The following is a 15,730-nucleotide window of genomic DNA, read 5'->3' as shown; positions in this document are numbered from 1 at the left end:
TTAGTATGTGCTTTTGTTAATTTTATGTTCTTTAACTGTATCTGTAATAGATAAAGATATATCTTTGAGCAAAGGATATTTGTCAATTGTCGATTTATTTTTCATCACATTGACTATTTCAATATAACTTTGGTTTGCGCCGCCAAACTTACGATACAGGTTATCAATATCATAATCTGTTAGAATACTTGATTTTTTTACTGCAAAGTTAGTCATCTAAAGTACCTGATATGATAAAAATCGTTTAAATTTGTGATTTGTTTGTGTACATAAGCTGTATTATATATAGAATACAGCTTAAAACTAGTACTAAAGTATCTTTTTAAGGAATTGAGTTGCCTAATCTAAATATTTCAGGATTAAATAAAGCATTTTCTGAACTAAAGTGTAGTGCGAATTATGCACTGATTGCGCCTTTAGACAATCAGTTAATAGAATTAACTCAAAGCATGCTTTTTAATACTAGTGAACATATATTTTTGCTTTCAAAACAAATAGAGGCTTTTTTTGACGGCGATCATGCAAGCCACTTACATACCTTGTATGACGAAGGTAAGTTGCATCCATTTAATTTAAATTACGATCTCAGCTCTGCAAATAATTTACGGTTTTCCAAAGGTGTGCTGAATGAACTTAAAGAGTATACAGAAATAAAAAACAGCTGTGTGATTGTTCATCTGAGCTCAGATATGTTTGTTGGCTATAAAACACACGAACTCAAAAGTAAGATCACTCTTTACAAGAATTTTTCAATTGCAGAAAATGCGACCGTAGTGTTTTTAATTTCAGGAGCAAGCAATAGTGACTTACGCCGCCAGTTGTTAACGTTTAACGATGTGGTAGATGGTGTGATAAATATGACTCAAGAGGCATCAGTATATAGCCTAGAATATGACTTTTGGCATCATAGTGAAGGCGTTATTGCGGCTGAGACTATTAATTATCAACATAAAAATAACCAATTAATAGTATTAACTCCTGAAAATGAAGCCGTACAATCGTATCGCGCAACTAATCAAGATTTTGATGAAGATGATGTTTGGCTTGTAAAAAGTGCAGTACCAGCAGATACAAAACTACCGGCGTATTACAAAGTAATTGAAGGTAATGATGCTCTTTATGAAAAAGCATTTAAAATGAAGGCTGCCACACTCGTTTTTGCTGTAACTCGCTATACCGACTTATCTTTACTGGCTAGAGAATGCTTTTTTTTACGTAAACAGTGTGGCAGAAAGTTAAAGTTAGTAATTCAGAATGTTGATGGCATTATTCGACATCAGGATGAGTGCTTATTTTTAACCTTAGGGGTTAACCTTATCTTATATAGTTTTTCTGAGCCTTCACGTTTGCTGTCGCAGATTCAGTCTATTCAAGGTTTCCAATTTTCTAGACCTTTACCAAGCTCAATTGACGATGTGTTAAAATATAGCGATAGCGTATTGCATAAAGGTTACCTGCCACTCATCGATTTTGCTAAACAGGTTACCAAACACAGTGATTCTGCCGCTAATTTAGGTGTTAGTGGTGTGTTAGTGGTATTGGAATTATTACCACGTATTGATGCAATCCATCCGCTGCATTTATTTCATGTAAAACGAGAGGGTGATATTTTTAGCTATGTTGATGCTCAAGTATATCTTTATTTACATGCGTGTCGAGAACATGATGTTGATAGCGCTATTAAGCATCTATTTAAGTTAGATATTACGGATTTTTTTATTTCGAAAAATGTAATTGCTGATCATTTTTATATACAGCAAGAGTGTCGTCGTTTAGTTCGTCAGTATCAAGCAACTGAAGTTCCTGATTTTACCGAACAGTTAAAAGAAAATGTCAGTTATATTTTTGATGGTCAAATAGCGGATGTTTCAGCTTTGGCTATAGAAACTGCTGAATTTAGAAAAGTTGAGAGACCTATTTCTGAGCCGATTAAGGTTATGCTCAAAGGAGGAGCTAAGTGAGCTTAAATCAGTTTTTTATAACTTTTATAATTGCTTTATTACTAGGGATTGCTGTTAGCAATATTGGTAAAACGATTATAACAAAGCTTATTCGCGTCTATCGTAAACTAACATTTCGCCATGTTTTATTAACCCCATATACCCCCAAGAGACAGAAAAAGGATACCAAGTGAAGCTTTCAGGATTAGGTGTTTGGAATTTATATTTTTTAGCTAAATTTGCTTTGTATCTTCGAGGCGACATTGCATTTGATTGGTTATTTAATGCTGCTTTTTTTGCGTTTCTTTTGTTATCAATCAACTCACACATACTTACGCGCATTAAAAATGGACTGTCAGTCATTTTGGCTGTAGTGCTTTTGTATCATGACTCTTGGTTGCCTCCCATTTCTCGACTATTAAAACAAGTTGCAAACTTACAAGAGTTTAGTATTGGATATTTTTTAGAAATTGCAGCTCGAATGATAAGTATTGATTTATTGTTAGGCGTATTTATACTCGTTTTAGTTTACTGGTATAGCGCAAAGTGGTTACGTTATACCAGTATTACAGTGCTTGGCTTTGCGTATATATACTGGTTTTCAACGACACCGATAACTATTACTGATACGAACCATCCCGTTGTGGTAAAGAATAAAGTAGCCACTCAAGTGCCCGTTAATGTAACTTCCTCTGCACTTACAGGTACTCCAGAGCAACAATTAAAAATGTTTTATCAGCAGCAAGCTAAATTAAAAACACAGTTCGCTGATACGTTTCAAGGTGAACAGTTTGATGTAGTTGTGTTGAATATATGTTCATTAGCTAATGCGGATCTAAACGCAATTGGTGTTAAACCAAGTAACTTGTTTAAAAACTTTGATATTTTGTTTAGTGATTTTAATTCGGCCACCTCCTATAGTGGTCCTGCTGCGATACGTTTACTTAGGGCAAGCTGCGGACAAACAAATCAAGACTTGTTATTTAAACCTGTCGATGAACAATGTCACCTGTTTAATAACTTAGCTAAGTTAGGTTATAACAGCAGTGTTGCTATGAACCATGATGGCCATTTTGATGATTTTATTGGATTAATTAATCAGTATGGCGGGGTATCCGCCTCTAAACTTGATTTCTCAGAATTTTCACCGTCGCAGTATGGCTTTGATGGTAAGCCAATTTATTCAGATAAAGAAGTGTTGCTTGATTGGCTTGATAAACAACCTAACAGCTCTCAGCCTAGGGCTCTGTATTACAATACAATCAGTTTACATGATGGCAATCAGTTAGCAGGTCGTGGACGAATGAATAGCTTGCAAAGTTACCCAACCCGACAACAGCAATTATTCAATGATATTAATCTTTTTATTGATGAGCTTGAAAACCAAGGTCGCAATGTATTATTAGTTGTTGTGCCTGAGCATGGTGCGGCATTAGCGGGTGATAAATTACAATTTGCAGGTTTACGAGAGATCCCAAGCCCGTCAATCGTATCTGTGCCAACCGCTGTTAAGTTTATTGGCCCTAATGTAAAAAATCGTGAGCTTAGAGAAGTGACTGAGACAATGAGTTATTTTTCATTATCAGAGCTAATAAGTAATGCTGTTAAAAGTGATGTTTTTTCTGGTGCAACACCGATTGACAGGTTACTTGATAATACTCAGAGCATCACTAAAGTCGCTGAGAATCAGGATACCGTCATGATGTACATCAAAGGCGAACCTTATATTCAACTTGATGGTGGAGAATGGACCCGATATCCTAGTAATTAGTCGGCGGTTGTCCAAAAATCTTTACAATAGACTACCCAGCGATGGGTAGTTAGCGTATTATTTGCGACATAGTAGGTTTTCTCTTTTTGAGGGTGAAATGCGTTTAGATATCCATTGTGCAGACCGCATCGGTATTGCTCAAGAAATACTCAATATTTTAGTCAACTATCGCGTTGATTTAAAAGGTATTGAAGTTGATTCAATTAACTGTCGTATGTATGTGAGTTTTCCACCGATTGAATTTGAGCAGTTTCAAAAAATCATGCCCTCAATTCGATTAATTGATGGTGTGCAGGATGTACGTACCACCGCTTTTTTACCTTCTGAGCGTGAGCATAATGAGCTCAACACATTGTTGCGTGCGCTACCAGATGGTGTGATCTCAATTGATGCCAAAGGTTGGGTAAGGCTTTGCAACGATGCCGCATGTAAAGACTTACAGTTAACTGAAAAGGAAGTTATTGGTTCAAATATTAATAATCTATTGAAAGGCTTTAACTTTACCCGTTGGTTAGAAGGCAAAGAAGTACTGGGACAAACAACCCGGGTTGAGGTGGCTGGTGAAGATTTTATCGCGGATATCTTGCCAATCGCAGTACCACAAGGCAATGAAGGTGATGTATTAGCCGGTGCGGTGATCAACATCAAATCACAAAGCCGTTTAGGTCAGCAGGTAAGTGCGTTTCGTCGTTATGGTCAAGAAAGCTTTGCAACTATTCACAACTTTAGCACTGCGATGCGTCGTGTGGTTCGTGAAGCGCGTAAAATGGCGCAACTTGAAGCTCCGATACTTATCACTGGCGAAACCGGTACCGGCAAAGAGTTACTGGCACGCGCTTGTCACTATGCATCTAATCGTTCTGTGAAACCTTTTATCGCTTTATCGTGCGCTTCACTGCCTGATGATGTTGCTGAGTCTGAATTATTTGGTTATGCCGGTTATGAAGAAAATGCAGCGCCAAAACGCGGCGTGTTAGAGCAAGCGGATGGTGGCACGGTATTTTTAGATGAAGTGGGTGAAATGTCTACCCAACTTCAAACTAAGTTACTGCGCTTTTTACAAGATGGTACATTTCGCAAAGTTGGCGATGAGAACGAAGTAAAAGTAAATGTACGCATTATCGCCGCCACGCAAAAAGATTTACCCGCGATGGTACAAGAGGGTACGTTTAGAGAAGATTTATACTATCGGATCAATGTACTGACTTTAGAAATTGCTCCACTACGTGATCGTAAAGCTGATGTAGGGCCACTTGCAGAACATTTTATTCAAAAATATGCGCAGCAAAATGGTCATGCAATTCCGGAACTATCTGCAGAATGTTTGTCGTTTTTACAAGATTATCCTTGGCCGGGCAATGTCCGCCAATTAGAAAATGCGATATACCGTGCGGTCTCGTTATTAGATGATAACGAGCTGCGTGTTGAGCATTTACAATTACCTACATTTACCCATGATTTAGGGTACTTGGAGTCTGATTTTGAGGGCTCGCTCGATCAAGCTGTAAAGCGTTTTGAGGCTACATTATTACGTAAGTTGTACCCTGCTTACCCAAGTTCGAGACAGTTGGCTAAGCGTTTAGGGTTAAGTCATACCGCAGTTGCAAATAAGCTACGTGATTACGGCATTAATCGTAAAACGGTAAAAGTGTAAACTGACTCAAATCAACAGTGTTGGGTACTATTGCTTAGTACCCATATCTTTGGTTACACCGTCAATAGCGACAGTATCGATACCCTCAGCGGTGAACTTAATTAAGATACTGATGTTATTACGGGCAAAAAAGTAATCTTTGTTATCTAAACTGATAACATAATCCCCTTTTACCGCGCCTTTATATTGACGTTTTTCAAGTTTGATTGTGTGTTCGCCAATTTCCCAGCTGAATCCTTCAATAAAGCCATTATTAAATTCTTGCACCCACACTTGTTGCTCGTCTTTTGCTAAAGTAATAGCAATGGAATAGGATTCAGGTAATTGCATATCATAGCTTTTTTTACCTATAGTAAACTTGCTATTTTGTTGCTGCCAAGCAAACCCAAATTGAAACGGCTTTTCAACCCCAGTTGGATAACGTACGTTTCCTTCGCCTGGATAGTTAAAGTCGGCCATCGCGCTGGTACTCATCAATGCTAATACCACACTTAAATAAGAAACTGATTTTTTCATCATTTTTCTACTATTATTTATAATCAGAGAATTTCAGAGTAGAGCAGAATATTCTCCAATGCAATACGCTATGCTACACTCACAAAATTGTTAACTGGTAAGACCTTTATTGTGAACTTATATTTTCGTCTTTTATTATTATTTTTTAAAATCAAACGTAACCGTGATTATCAATCATTGTTAGACACTGTGGATATAGATTACAAAGCGCTGCCAAGTGATTGTGATATTAATTTACATCTTACTAACTCTCGTTATTTAGCAATGATGGATTTAGCTCGCACTTGGATGACTGAGCGAGTTGGCTTGCTTGAAACGATTATGAAAAAACGTTGGTTTCCTATCGTTAACGCCACGGCCATTACTTATATTCGTGATATTAAGCCAATGCAACGCTACACCATTAGCACGCGCTTAGTGGGTTGGGATCATAAGTATTTTTATATTGAGCAAAAATTTCATTCCGAGCGTGGCTTGCATGCGATCGCCTATGTAAGAGGTGTGTTTAAGCGCAAGCGAGGTGTCGTCAGTGTAGAAGAAATGCTAGAGGCGGTAAACTTCGACGGTGTTGTGCCTATATTACCAGCGGAAATTATGCACTGGAAAGAAATGTTAGAGCAGAAAAAAATAACAAATCTTCCCAGCTGATTTTACACACAGATAAAAAGGCCATCAGGCCTTTTTAGAGTATGTTTAAAAAGCGTATTTAACCCCTAACATGGCAACTACAGGGTCAATTTTTACTGTTGAAGTGAGGGCTTGCTTGCCACCGGCATACACAGTTGCATCGGTTTCAATATCCATGATTGATACCATTGCGTGTACGCCCCAGTTTTGATCTAGCATGTAATTGAAGCCTGCTTGGGCTACAAAACCAAATGAATTATCAAGCTTGACTTCAACGTTATCGGTACCCAGTACTGTTTTTAGTGCAGCTGAAGGTTGCTCATCAAAAAACACTGTGTAGTTAATACCCACACCAACGAACGGACGAAATGCTGAAGTGCTTTCTAAAAAGTGATACTGAGCGATTAGTGACGGCGGTAATTGCTTAATATCTGCTATTTTATTGCCAGCTAAACCACCTGCGCCATTAACTTCATGAGAAAAGGGTGTTGCAGCAACCAATTCTAGAACCCACTGATCGTTAAATGCATAGTCAACTGTAATACCTAGTTGTGTATCCGAGCTACCTTTTAAGCCTAAACTTGGATCTTCATTGATCGCTGAGCTGCTATTGTCAGGGTTAACATTAATAGCACCGACATTAACGCTTAAGTTTGCACTGGCGAAAGGAGACGCGATTAAAAGTGAGGTGAGTAACGCTGCGCTAAGTTGTTTTTTCATGCTGTTCTCCGAGAACTACTTTTTTGAATTGACGCTATTATCAGCCAAAAAAAAAATATAAAACTGTTCTAGATCAAGCTTTATAACAGGGTATAAAACGGCGCAGCGTTTGTTTGATTTAGATTAAGGTTTACTTAATTGACGTTTAAAATCGATTGACAGTGCACTCTTTTTTATTGCTATTCATCAATAGGTCAGGAAAATAAGTTATAATTGCTGCTTAAAGCAAGGGTATACAATGAACGAAACCAACCATCTTTTTCTGTCTGGCTCTATTAGCAAAGCACTGTTAAAACTTGCAGTTCCTATTATTCTTATCAACATTTTACAATCTGCCTATCAATTAACCGATGCGTTTTGGGTTGGTCGCTTAGGGGCGGCACAAGTTGCAGCGGTGTCAGTAAGTATGCCGGTGACTTTTTTAGTGATTGCGATTGGCTCTGGACTTGCGATGGCGGGGGCAATTTTGTCAGCGCAATATATGGGGGCTGGCCAACAAGATAAAGTAAACCATGTGGCCGCGCAAACAGTGTTAATGGTGACTGTGACAGCCATTTGTTTAGGAATTATCGGTTATTTGCTATCGCCTTATTTTTTACATTTACTGGGTGTTGAAGATGCCGTTTATAACGATGCTTTAAAATTTATGCATGTGTCATTTGTGGGGGTGGTATTTGTATTTATTTATGCCATGTTTCAAGCCTTAATGCGGGGTATTGGCCAAACCAGGGTGCCACTGATCATTGTTTCCGTAACCGTGTTGCTAAACTTTGTACTCGATCCATTATTTATTTTTGGTTATGGCAGCTTTACAGGTCTTGGGGTGATGGGGGCAGCGCTGGCTACATTGGTGACACAAAGTTTAGCAGCCATTGCTGGCATTATTATTTTTCTGCGTGGTCGCCATGGTATTGAGCTAAAGCTATCAAGTTTTATTCCTGATTATAGTTATATTAAACAAGCGTTTTTTTTAGGTGCACCAGGCTCTGTAGAGTTGTCAGCGCGTGCATTTGGTTTGATAATCATGTCTTTTTTAGTGGCTAGTTTTGGCACTCAAACCATTGCTTCTTATGGTGTTGGTTCGAATATATTACAGATGGTGATGATCCCGGCTATGGGACTCTCGATGGCTGTGTCGACCTTGGTCGGACAAAACATGGGCGCAGGTAATCCGCAACGAGCAGAGAAAATTACCAAGCTGGCGGCTCTTTGGGGATTATGTGGTTTGTCTTTTATAGGGGCGATTGCGTATATATTTGCACCTTACCTAGTGACATTTTTTATCCCTGATGATCAAGGCGTGATAGCCAAAGGTGCGCAGTTTATTCGTATAATGTGCTTAACTTGGGGCGGAATAGGTGTGCAATTATGTGTGGTGGCTGCATTTAGAGCATCAGGGAACATGCTAAATGCGATGTTGTTGGCGCTGTTTTCTCAATGTGTAGTACAGTTTCCGGTGGCGTATATTTTGTCAAAACACACTCCCTTAGGCGATCACGGCATTTGGTACTCGTTTGCTGTCACCAATGTGATCGTCGCATCGCTATCGTATCTGTGGTTTTGTCGTGGTCGTTGGCAACAAACAAAATTGACCAAAGATGATAAAGATATCGCTAAAGTCAGCCAAGAGGCATTTATCGAAGATGGCGCACACTAATACCAATCGACTTAAATATTTAACCATTCTAGCGCGCTAAATGAAGCGCTAACTGCGTTAGTAATTTTTCATGTACGACTGCATGGATGCAAGAGGTAGAGCAATGCAGGAGCAATTGCCGAGAACAACTACATGTCAAAATCTCTGCCTTGTTATCACTGTATTTTTCTGTCGCTATAAATGGTCAGTAACTTAAAACGATTAGTATAATCCGTGTTTCATAAAGCGGTCATAAATTCAGGTTGTAATGAATACACTCTCTCTTAATAAGGGTGTTAATTATGACTTTAGCTATCCAATCTCACACCACGAATGATGCAATCCACACTGATACTGTGGTCAGTTACCTTCAAAAGCTGATCCAATTTAAATCTGTTACGCCACAGCAAGCCGGGGCAATAGACTGGTTAGCAAAGCAGTTAACAGACTTTGGCTTTAACTGTGAACAGTTTACCTTTAATAATGTTACTAACTTAATAGCTAAAGTAAGCTTTGGTGATGGGCCACGCTATGCTTTTTCGGGGCATATTGATGTGGTCCCCGCATCTGGAGGGGCGTGGCGAGCAGAACCATTTTCAGGTGATATTATTGATGGCGCGATTTATGGCCGAGGCGCTGCTGATATGAAAGGGGGCGTTGCCGCCATGTTATGTGCCAGTCGTGCATTACTAGCTAACGTAGCTGCAAAAAAAGGTACTTTTTACTGGTTGATCACCTCTGATGAAGAAGGGGAGGCGGAATATGGTTCACTACTGATTGCCGAGCGTTTAGCGCAACAGGGCATCCAACTTGACGGCTGCATTGTCGGCGAGCCAACCAGTCATTTGCATGTTGGTGATACAATCAAAAATGGCCGTCGAGGTGCACTCTCTGCGCGGTTAGTGATCAACGGCAAAGCAGGGCATGTTGCTTATCCAGAAAACACCATCAATGCAGCTCATCTTAGTGCAGAAGTAATCAAGCGCTTGACTAGCATAACTTGGCAGCGTGACGAGCCAAGTTCACATACGAGCTTGCAAATAACCGGGATTAATATTGCTAATGTGGTCGATAACATGGTGCCAGCACGATGTGAAATGACATTTAATATTCGTTATAGCCATGGTTATAAAAGCAGTGATATAAAAAATGAGATTCAATTCGCGTTAGACGATTTACAAGCTTTGCTGAGTCTGGAATGGGAGCGTCCGTGTGAGCCTTTTTATACGAGTCATCAAACGCGTCGCTGTTTATTGACTCAAGTTGAACAAGCTATTTTTAATGTTACAGGCAGTTATCCTTTATTAAGTACCAGTGGCGGAACTTCTGATGGGCGGTTTTTTGCCAATGATTACACCCAAGTGATTGAATGCGGGGTACGAAATAATACCATCCACCAAGTTAACGAGCATGTGCCTATTAATGACTTACTAAAAATTGAGAAAATATATACACAGCTTTTAGAGCAGGTATTTAGCCGTATCAGCTGACTATAACGCAAGGCCATCATTAAACTGTTCATTATAAACAGACAATTTCTGACAATGTCCGACAAGCGCTGAGAGATGTCTCGTAAAGGATATGCTAACATTTTTTCAGTAAATTTCGCTATTCGAAATAAAATACTTAGTAATTGATTAATAAAAAATTATTAAAGTAATAACAGCGTTTAGTGCGGTTTTTAGCGTTGATAAAATTAAACATTATGGAGATTGTTATGAGCACCAGTAATAAAGGATTTAGTATTGCACTGTTGTTTGGTGTGGCAGCTGCTTTAAGTGGATGTGGTGAAAGCACGGATGAATTAGATGATAAATTAACCCATCAAGCAAATATGTCTTTCATAAATTCATTGGATTATATGGCTGACTTTCATGTCAAAAAAAGGAGTATTAGCACCGGCTACAGTGGTTTATTCGATAGTGATAACATCGCTGCGGGCGATGTAGAGGCCAATGCTGTGGGTAGTCGCTATAACTACAGTTATAAAGTAATCAATAACATGATTAACTTGGGAGTTAAAGATAGTATCAATGCGAATAAAGAGGAACGCATAAATACAACTTTGAGTAATAACGACGATTTATGGGTAATTGCTTGGCAATCTTCAGGTAAGCGGGCTTTGTCTGTCATTGATAAAAAACAAAACAATACTGCAGATGTATTTAATGTGCGTTTATTTGCCTATGGCGAGTATGATGTGTCAATTGATGATAAAAAAGTATTAACTACAAAAAAGGGCAGTGTCACAGCGTTCTTAGCGGTGAGTAATTGTGCTAATGGCCTAAAAGTTGCCAATCAGGCTATCGATTTATGTGCGGGTAATTTTGGCGCTTCATATTTATTAGTTGTCGATAGTAATGGTAAACGAGTAATGGCTGAAGAATAACTTTAGATTAAAACTCCTCTGGTTAGTGTGAAATAGTTGCTGAGATAGATGTATTATCCACAGTTCAAGTCTCTCAAAGGCGCTACTCTCATGTTGGAGATATAGCGCCATATCCACCTAGAACTACCACGCACTAACTACAAATAAGTAGCCTTTGGAACGGATAGTCTTAATTTTTATTGGGTTACGCGCATTATCACCGAGCTTCTTGCGTAACTGGCTAATATGATTATCAACACCACGTTCAATTCCATCATAGTGATAACCTTTTATTTTTTCAACAATGTCACTACGTGACAGAATAACTCCTGCATTTTTAGCAAGCAGTAGCAGTAGGTCATATTCGCCGTCTGTGAGCTGGATATGTTGCGTTGCTAAAGAGACAGTTCGGTTGTGCGTATTAATGATTAATTGCCCAAACGTTATAGACTCTTTCGTTTGTGGCTTTATGGCGAGTGGATCTGTGGGATGTCCACGTCTTAAAAAAGCTTTAATTTTTGCCAGTAGTAAGCGAGGTTTCACCGGCTTTAATAAATAATCGTCGGCACCAATTTCAAGCCCTACAACCTGATCAATTTCTTCTTCTCGTGCAGTAAACATCAAAATATAGCCGCTGTATGACTGCCTTACTTCGCGGCATACCGTTAAGCCATCCTTGTTAGGTAACATAACGTCAAGCAGCACCAGAGCTGGCTGCCACTGAAGAATACGGGAGACCGCATGCTCGCCATTTGATTCTACTTCAACCTGATAGCCTTCAATCGTTAAATACTCTTGAATTGACTCTGCAAGCGGTAAATCATCTTCTACCACTAAAATCTTTGTTTTCATTTCTTGTTCTCTATGTGGATTATCGATGTGTGCGTTTGGCTGGCCAATTTAGTATGAAACATGCACCACCTAAGCTGGATTGCTCAACACTCGCGGTTCCTTCATGCCAGCCTAAAATTTGTTTAACGATTGCAAGGCCTAGTCCGGTTCCACCGACTTGCAAATTACGACTTTGATCTTCTCGATAGAATGGTTCAAATACCTTCTCAGCACAGGGTAAAGGAATACCATCACCGTTATCAGCAACACAAATCAGCCAGCCTTTTGCGGTTTGTTCATAGCTTACTTGAATATGGTTTCTTCCATACGCTATGGCATTGCGCATTAAATTACTTAATGCACGGCTCATATAAAACTTATCAATCATTGCATGGCAAGCGCCTTGTTCAAGTAAAACAATCTCAGTATCAGGGTTGGCTTCTTGCCAACAGATTAACTCTTGTTTTATCCAATGATTAAGTTCAACGGTTGCAAATGTAAGAGTGGGTATTTCGCGCTCAAATCGAGCATGTGTAAGCATTTCTGACACTAATGAATTTAGTTCATTCAAAGATAATTCAATCCGCTCTAGTTGCCCTAGTTGATAGTCATTGGTTGTACTATTTCTAAGTAATTCAACATTGAATTCAATGCGTGCGATGGGAGTTCGCAATTCATGTGATACAGCATTGATCAGAGTTTTATGAGAAGAGATAAGGCGTTGTATTTTTTCGGCCATGGTATTAAACGTTTTGGACAAGTGGTTTAGATGGCTAAAACGAATTAGCTTAGCGCGAGCATCAAATTTACCTTGTCCAAGTAATATCGCCACTTTATTGAGCGATAACATAGAGCGCCAGCCAGGAATTAACCATATTATAATTGGTATAAGCAGAAAAAAGCCGAATATAAAATAAAAGATACTTAACATGTACACCACTTTGCCCTTTAGTTGAGGGCTAAAAGGGCCAAGTACAATTACTTTATCGCTATTTTTGATGCGCTGTACGGCAATGTCAGCGGGATAGCCAATAAAATCAGAATCCGCAGTTGATATGGTCACAATAGCTCCTGTTTTTAATTGGGCTATTTGTTGCTCTGTGTAAGTTAACTCACTCAATGTCATCAGTGCAACGGGATATGTAAAAGCATCACTGAGCGAATCAATTATCGACGGCCAGCTCTGCTGTGGGTGTTGCATCAGCATATTATTCAGTAGGTAAAAAGAGCCCATCATCCAACGTTGCGCTTCGTTGATCAGATGCTTAGGAACCGTATTGGGTTTTACAATTACTAATAGCTGTTCGTCATCTATTTTTCGATATGCTAAATCTGCTTGCGGATCACCCCAAATTTTATCCTCTGCGAGCCAAGATTGTTGCTCACTTGAAAAATCATTTTGTTGATAGTCTTGTAAAGTAAGTTCAAAGCCAAAATTAGCTTGTATGGTTTGTAAGTATGCCATTCTCTGGTGTTTAGGTATGGATTGTAATTGTTGTGCAAGAAGATCCGTAGATCCTGATGTTAAAAACTCTAAAGCCCATTTTTCAGTAGGGTATCTGACGTTACTTTCAAAATGAGGTATCACCAATAATTGAATGCTAACTACCGAAAAAATAATGATAAAAGCTAAAAATAGCAGGGACCTTTTCATAGCTGTTCTGTCAACAATTTGTGTACAACCACTTTATCATATCTGCACATAAAAACTACTTTTGATAGCATACTGCGAGCGCAAATTCACGTTACGGATCAAAAGTAGGTTTAGTAAATAAGCTAGATGGCTGGTCGCTGTTATTTTATACACCTTTGCGTTCTTAGTTCTTTCCTAAATATCTTTTTGCTTTGCCTTCTTTTACTTTTTCAAGATCAACAAGCACTAAGCCATCAATACAATTATTGAAATCAGGATCAACACTAAAACTTAAAAACTGTACGCCGCCAGGCTCACATAGTTCGGTGTATTGTTTAAATAAAGTGGGTACTTGGGCACCCATGTTTGCGAGCACATGTTTGAGCTCAACAAAGTCTTCTTTGACATCATTACCGCTAAATAGATTTGCGCACTGTATGAGTTGCTGCTCTGTGAGTTTGAACTCATTATTAGGTGTAGCAATAACCTGCTTAGCGCCGTAATAATGCTGATAATAATGAACTAACATGGCTTTGGCAGGTTCTGGCAACGCGTTCGAGACACTGACTGCGCCGTAGAGGTAGCGATACTGAGGATAATTTTTCACAAACGCGCCAATCCCATACCATAAATAATCAAGACTTTTACGACCCCAGTATTTAGGTTGTACAAAGCTGCGACCCAGTTCAATACCTGCAGCAAAGTAAGGAGTCATTGCATCACTGTAAGAAAATAAGCTATCAGTATATAAACCTTTGCGGCCGTGTTTATCAATAATAGCTTGAGCACAAGCAAGTCGGTATGCGCCAACCAATTCAAGTTGTGAGCCGTCCCATAAAACCAAGTGCTGATAATCCATATCGTACTTATCAATATCACGACGCTTACCACTGCCTTCACCAACAGTGCGAAACGAAATCTCTCGTAACCGGCCAAGCTCTCTGAAAATCGCTGAGCTGCCTTGATATTGATAAAGGTATATCTGCATGCCGTCTTGAGTTGTGCCTAATAGCTCACACTGTTCGATGGCTTTTTTTAGTTCCTTGCGGCATTCTGAGGAAGCGATGGGTGCTTGTGTTTTAAGCGGTAAGGTTTTCTTTGAGGTAAGTGCATAAAGCTGCTTACGGATCAGATTGACTACTTCTTTGTCTTTAAGGTTTTCAATTAAATAAGACTCTGGAGGTATCGATGCGCCTATTTCAAACTCTAATGATTTTTGTCGTTGTTTAAACATTTCTTTAACCAGTAATAAACTCGCTAAAGGCTTGTAAATCATCGATGTGCCATAAAAAAGTGGGCTATTTTTGGCTTTAATAAAAATCGGTAAAATTGGCGCATTGGCTTTTTTTGCGATCCGTAAAAAACCACTATTCCACTTGCAATCTTTAATTCCGGTAGGGCTTAAACGCGACACTTCACCTGCTGGGAAAATGAGAATAGCCCCAGCTTCTTTAAGGTGCTGGTGGATATTATTGAGTTCTTGCTTTTTACTGTCACCCGATAAATTATCGACCGGCAGTAATAATGAGTGCATTGGCGTAACTGACATTAACATGCGATTAGCAACGACCTTTAAATCCTTACGAACACTTGATAATACTTTAATTAATGCCAGTGCATCTAAAGAGCCAATAGGGTGGTTAGCAACAATAACTAACTTACCTTCGCTAGGAATATTCTCAATCTGCTTTGGCTTGTAGCGAGTATCAAAATCGAGTTCATCCAATACTTGCTCAACAAACTCAATGCCTTGTAAGTGCGGGTAGGCATCACCAAATGCAACAAATTCTTGTTCGTGAAGCAAATAACCTAACCCTTTTTTAACTAAACTTTTTACTTTAGGTGAGTTTTCTAATTGTGGTAGATTTGCTGCGATTACTTTATCAACACTGATCATAATTACCTCGTTTGCATATGGTGATCAATATATCGCCAGAGTAAAAGCTTGCCATGACAATTAGGTTGCAGTTGTGTGACTTTTTAAAGAGCCGAGCAGTAATTCGATTAGATTAAATGTTTTAACAAAGGTTATAC

General features: G+C 39.0%; 13 protein-coding genes. 7 read left to right on the top strand and 6 right to left on the bottom strand.

Annotation, left to right across the window (positions count from 1 at the left end):
• Complete coding sequence (bcsR, locus tag PSR9079_RS06475) at positions 1 to 216, bottom strand: BcsR/BcsP family cellulose biosynthesis protein (RefSeq protein ID WP_149980822.1); 216 nt, start codon at positions 214 to 216, stop codon at positions 1 to 3.
• Positions 217 to 335: 119 nt separating this feature from the next.
• On the opposite strand from bcsR, the gene bcsE reads away from it, so the two are divergent.
• From bcsE to tyrR, 3 genes are all read left to right on the top strand, one after another.
• Positions 336 to 1,961 carry a cellulose biosynthesis protein BcsE gene (gene bcsE, locus PSR9079_RS06470; protein WP_149980821.1) on the top strand — a complete coding sequence of 542 codons (1,626 nt, stop codon included), beginning with the start codon at positions 336 to 338 and terminating at the stop codon, positions 1,959 to 1,961.
• Positions 1,962 to 2,130: 169 nt separating this feature from the next.
• The gene (gene bcsG / locus PSR9079_RS06465) at positions 2,131 to 3,711 is read left to right on the top strand and encodes a cellulose biosynthesis protein BcsG (RefSeq protein ID WP_149980820.1); all 1,581 of its coding nucleotides are present in this window, start codon (positions 2,131 to 2,133) and stop codon (positions 3,709 to 3,711) included.
• A gap of 97 nt (positions 3,712 to 3,808) precedes the next feature.
• Positions 3,809 to 5,365 carry a transcriptional regulator TyrR gene (gene tyrR / locus PSR9079_RS06460; protein WP_149980819.1) on the top strand — a complete coding sequence of 519 codons (1,557 nt, stop codon included), beginning with the start codon at positions 3,809 to 3,811 and terminating at the stop codon, positions 5,363 to 5,365.
• Between the two features lie 27 nt (positions 5,366 to 5,392).
• Here tyrR and PSR9079_RS06455 read toward each other — a convergent pair whose 3' ends face one another.
• Positions 5,393 to 5,884, bottom strand: coding sequence for a hypothetical protein (locus tag PSR9079_RS06455; protein WP_404674458.1), 492 nt, complete (start codon positions 5,882 to 5,884; stop codon positions 5,393 to 5,395).
• A 108-nt stretch (positions 5,885 to 5,992) separates the two neighbouring features.
• Between PSR9079_RS06455 and PSR9079_RS06450 the strand changes: the two genes are divergently transcribed.
• Positions 5,993 to 6,529: a thioesterase family protein gene (locus PSR9079_RS06450; protein WP_149980818.1), complete on the top strand. Its 537-nt coding sequence runs from the start codon at positions 5,993 to 5,995 to the stop codon at positions 6,527 to 6,529.
• Positions 6,530 to 6,574: 45 nt separating this feature from the next.
• Here PSR9079_RS06450 and PSR9079_RS06445 read toward each other — a convergent pair whose 3' ends face one another.
• On the bottom strand, positions 6,575 to 7,228 hold the full coding sequence (locus tag PSR9079_RS06445) for an OmpW/AlkL family protein (RefSeq protein ID WP_149980817.1): 654 nt from the start codon (positions 7,226 to 7,228) through the stop codon (positions 6,575 to 6,577).
• 238 nt (positions 7,229 to 7,466) lie between these two features.
• On the opposite strand from PSR9079_RS06445, the gene PSR9079_RS06440 reads away from it, so the two are divergent.
• The 3 genes from PSR9079_RS06440 to PSR9079_RS06430 all read left to right on the top strand — a co-directional run bounded on the left by PSR9079_RS06440 (position 7,467) and on the right by PSR9079_RS06430 (position 11,253).
• Positions 7,467 to 8,885 (top strand): MATE family efflux transporter, encoded by a 1,419-nt coding sequence (locus PSR9079_RS06440; protein ID WP_149980816.1) that lies wholly within the window; start codon positions 7,467 to 7,469, stop codon positions 8,883 to 8,885.
• A gap of 281 nt (positions 8,886 to 9,166) precedes the next feature.
• Entirely contained in the window at positions 9,167 to 10,354 is a 1,188-nt protein-coding gene (gene dapE, locus PSR9079_RS06435; RefSeq protein WP_149980815.1) for a succinyl-diaminopimelate desuccinylase, read from the top strand.
• Between the two features lie 227 nt (positions 10,355 to 10,581).
• Complete coding sequence (locus tag PSR9079_RS06430; RefSeq protein WP_149980814.1) at positions 10,582 to 11,253, top strand: hypothetical protein; 672 nt, start codon at positions 10,582 to 10,584, stop codon at positions 11,251 to 11,253.
• 123 nt (positions 11,254 to 11,376) lie between these two features.
• On the opposite strand, the gene PSR9079_RS06425 is transcribed toward PSR9079_RS06430, so the two are convergent.
• The 3 genes from PSR9079_RS06425 to olsF form a co-directional block, all read right to left on the bottom strand.
• Positions 11,377 to 12,084 carry a response regulator gene (locus tag PSR9079_RS06425; protein WP_149980813.1) on the bottom strand — a complete coding sequence of 236 codons (708 nt, stop codon included), beginning with the start codon at positions 12,082 to 12,084 and terminating at the stop codon, positions 11,377 to 11,379.
• Positions 12,085 to 12,103: 19 nt separating this feature from the next.
• Entirely contained in the window at positions 12,104 to 13,717 is a 1,614-nt protein-coding gene (locus PSR9079_RS06420) for an ATP-binding protein (RefSeq protein WP_149980812.1), read from the bottom strand.
• Positions 13,718 to 13,880: 163 nt separating this feature from the next.
• A complete protein-coding gene (gene olsF, locus PSR9079_RS06415) occupies positions 13,881 to 15,593 on the bottom strand; it encodes a bifunctional ornithine lipid synthase OlsF (protein WP_149980811.1) in 1,713 nt (570 codons plus the stop codon).
• Positions 15,594 to 15,730: the final 137 nt, after the last annotated feature.

This window comes from Pseudoalteromonas rhizosphaerae (genome assembly GCF_902498845.1).
Lineage (GTDB): Bacteria > Pseudomonadota > Gammaproteobacteria > Enterobacterales > Alteromonadaceae > Pseudoalteromonas > Pseudoalteromonas rhizosphaerae.
This window is presented reverse-complemented; position numbering and strand designations above follow the sequence as displayed.

Excerpts from the sequence above, each read along its gene's own strand:
- PSR9079_RS06440 (WP_149980816.1), top strand. The coding sequence starts at position 7,467 with ATGAACGAAACCAACCATCTTTTTCTGTCTGGCTCTATTAGCAAAGCA.
- PSR9079_RS06420 (WP_149980812.1), bottom strand. The coding sequence starts at position 13,717 with ATGAAAAGGTCCCTGCTATTTTTAGCTTTTATCATTATTTTTTCGGTA.
- bcsR (WP_149980822.1), bottom strand. The coding sequence starts at position 216 with ATGACTAACTTTGCAGTAAAAAAATCAAGTATTCTAACAGATTATGAT.
- dapE (WP_149980815.1), top strand. The coding sequence starts at position 9,167 with ATGACTTTAGCTATCCAATCTCACACCACGAATGATGCAATCCACACT.
- olsF (WP_149980811.1), bottom strand. The coding sequence starts at position 15,593 with ATGATCAGTGTTGATAAAGTAATCGCAGCAAATCTACCACAATTAGAA.
- PSR9079_RS06445 (WP_149980817.1), bottom strand. The coding sequence starts at position 7,228 with ATGAAAAAACAACTTAGCGCAGCGTTACTCACCTCACTTTTAATCGCG.
- tyrR (WP_149980819.1), top strand. The coding sequence starts at position 3,809 with ATGCGTTTAGATATCCATTGTGCAGACCGCATCGGTATTGCTCAAGAA.
- PSR9079_RS06430 (WP_149980814.1), top strand. The coding sequence starts at position 10,582 with ATGAGCACCAGTAATAAAGGATTTAGTATTGCACTGTTGTTTGGTGTG.
- PSR9079_RS06455 (WP_404674458.1), bottom strand. The coding sequence starts at position 5,884 with ATGATGAAAAAATCAGTTTCTTATTTAAGTGTGGTATTAGCATTGATG.
- PSR9079_RS06425 (WP_149980813.1), bottom strand. The coding sequence starts at position 12,084 with ATGAAAACAAAGATTTTAGTGGTAGAAGATGATTTACCGCTTGCAGAG.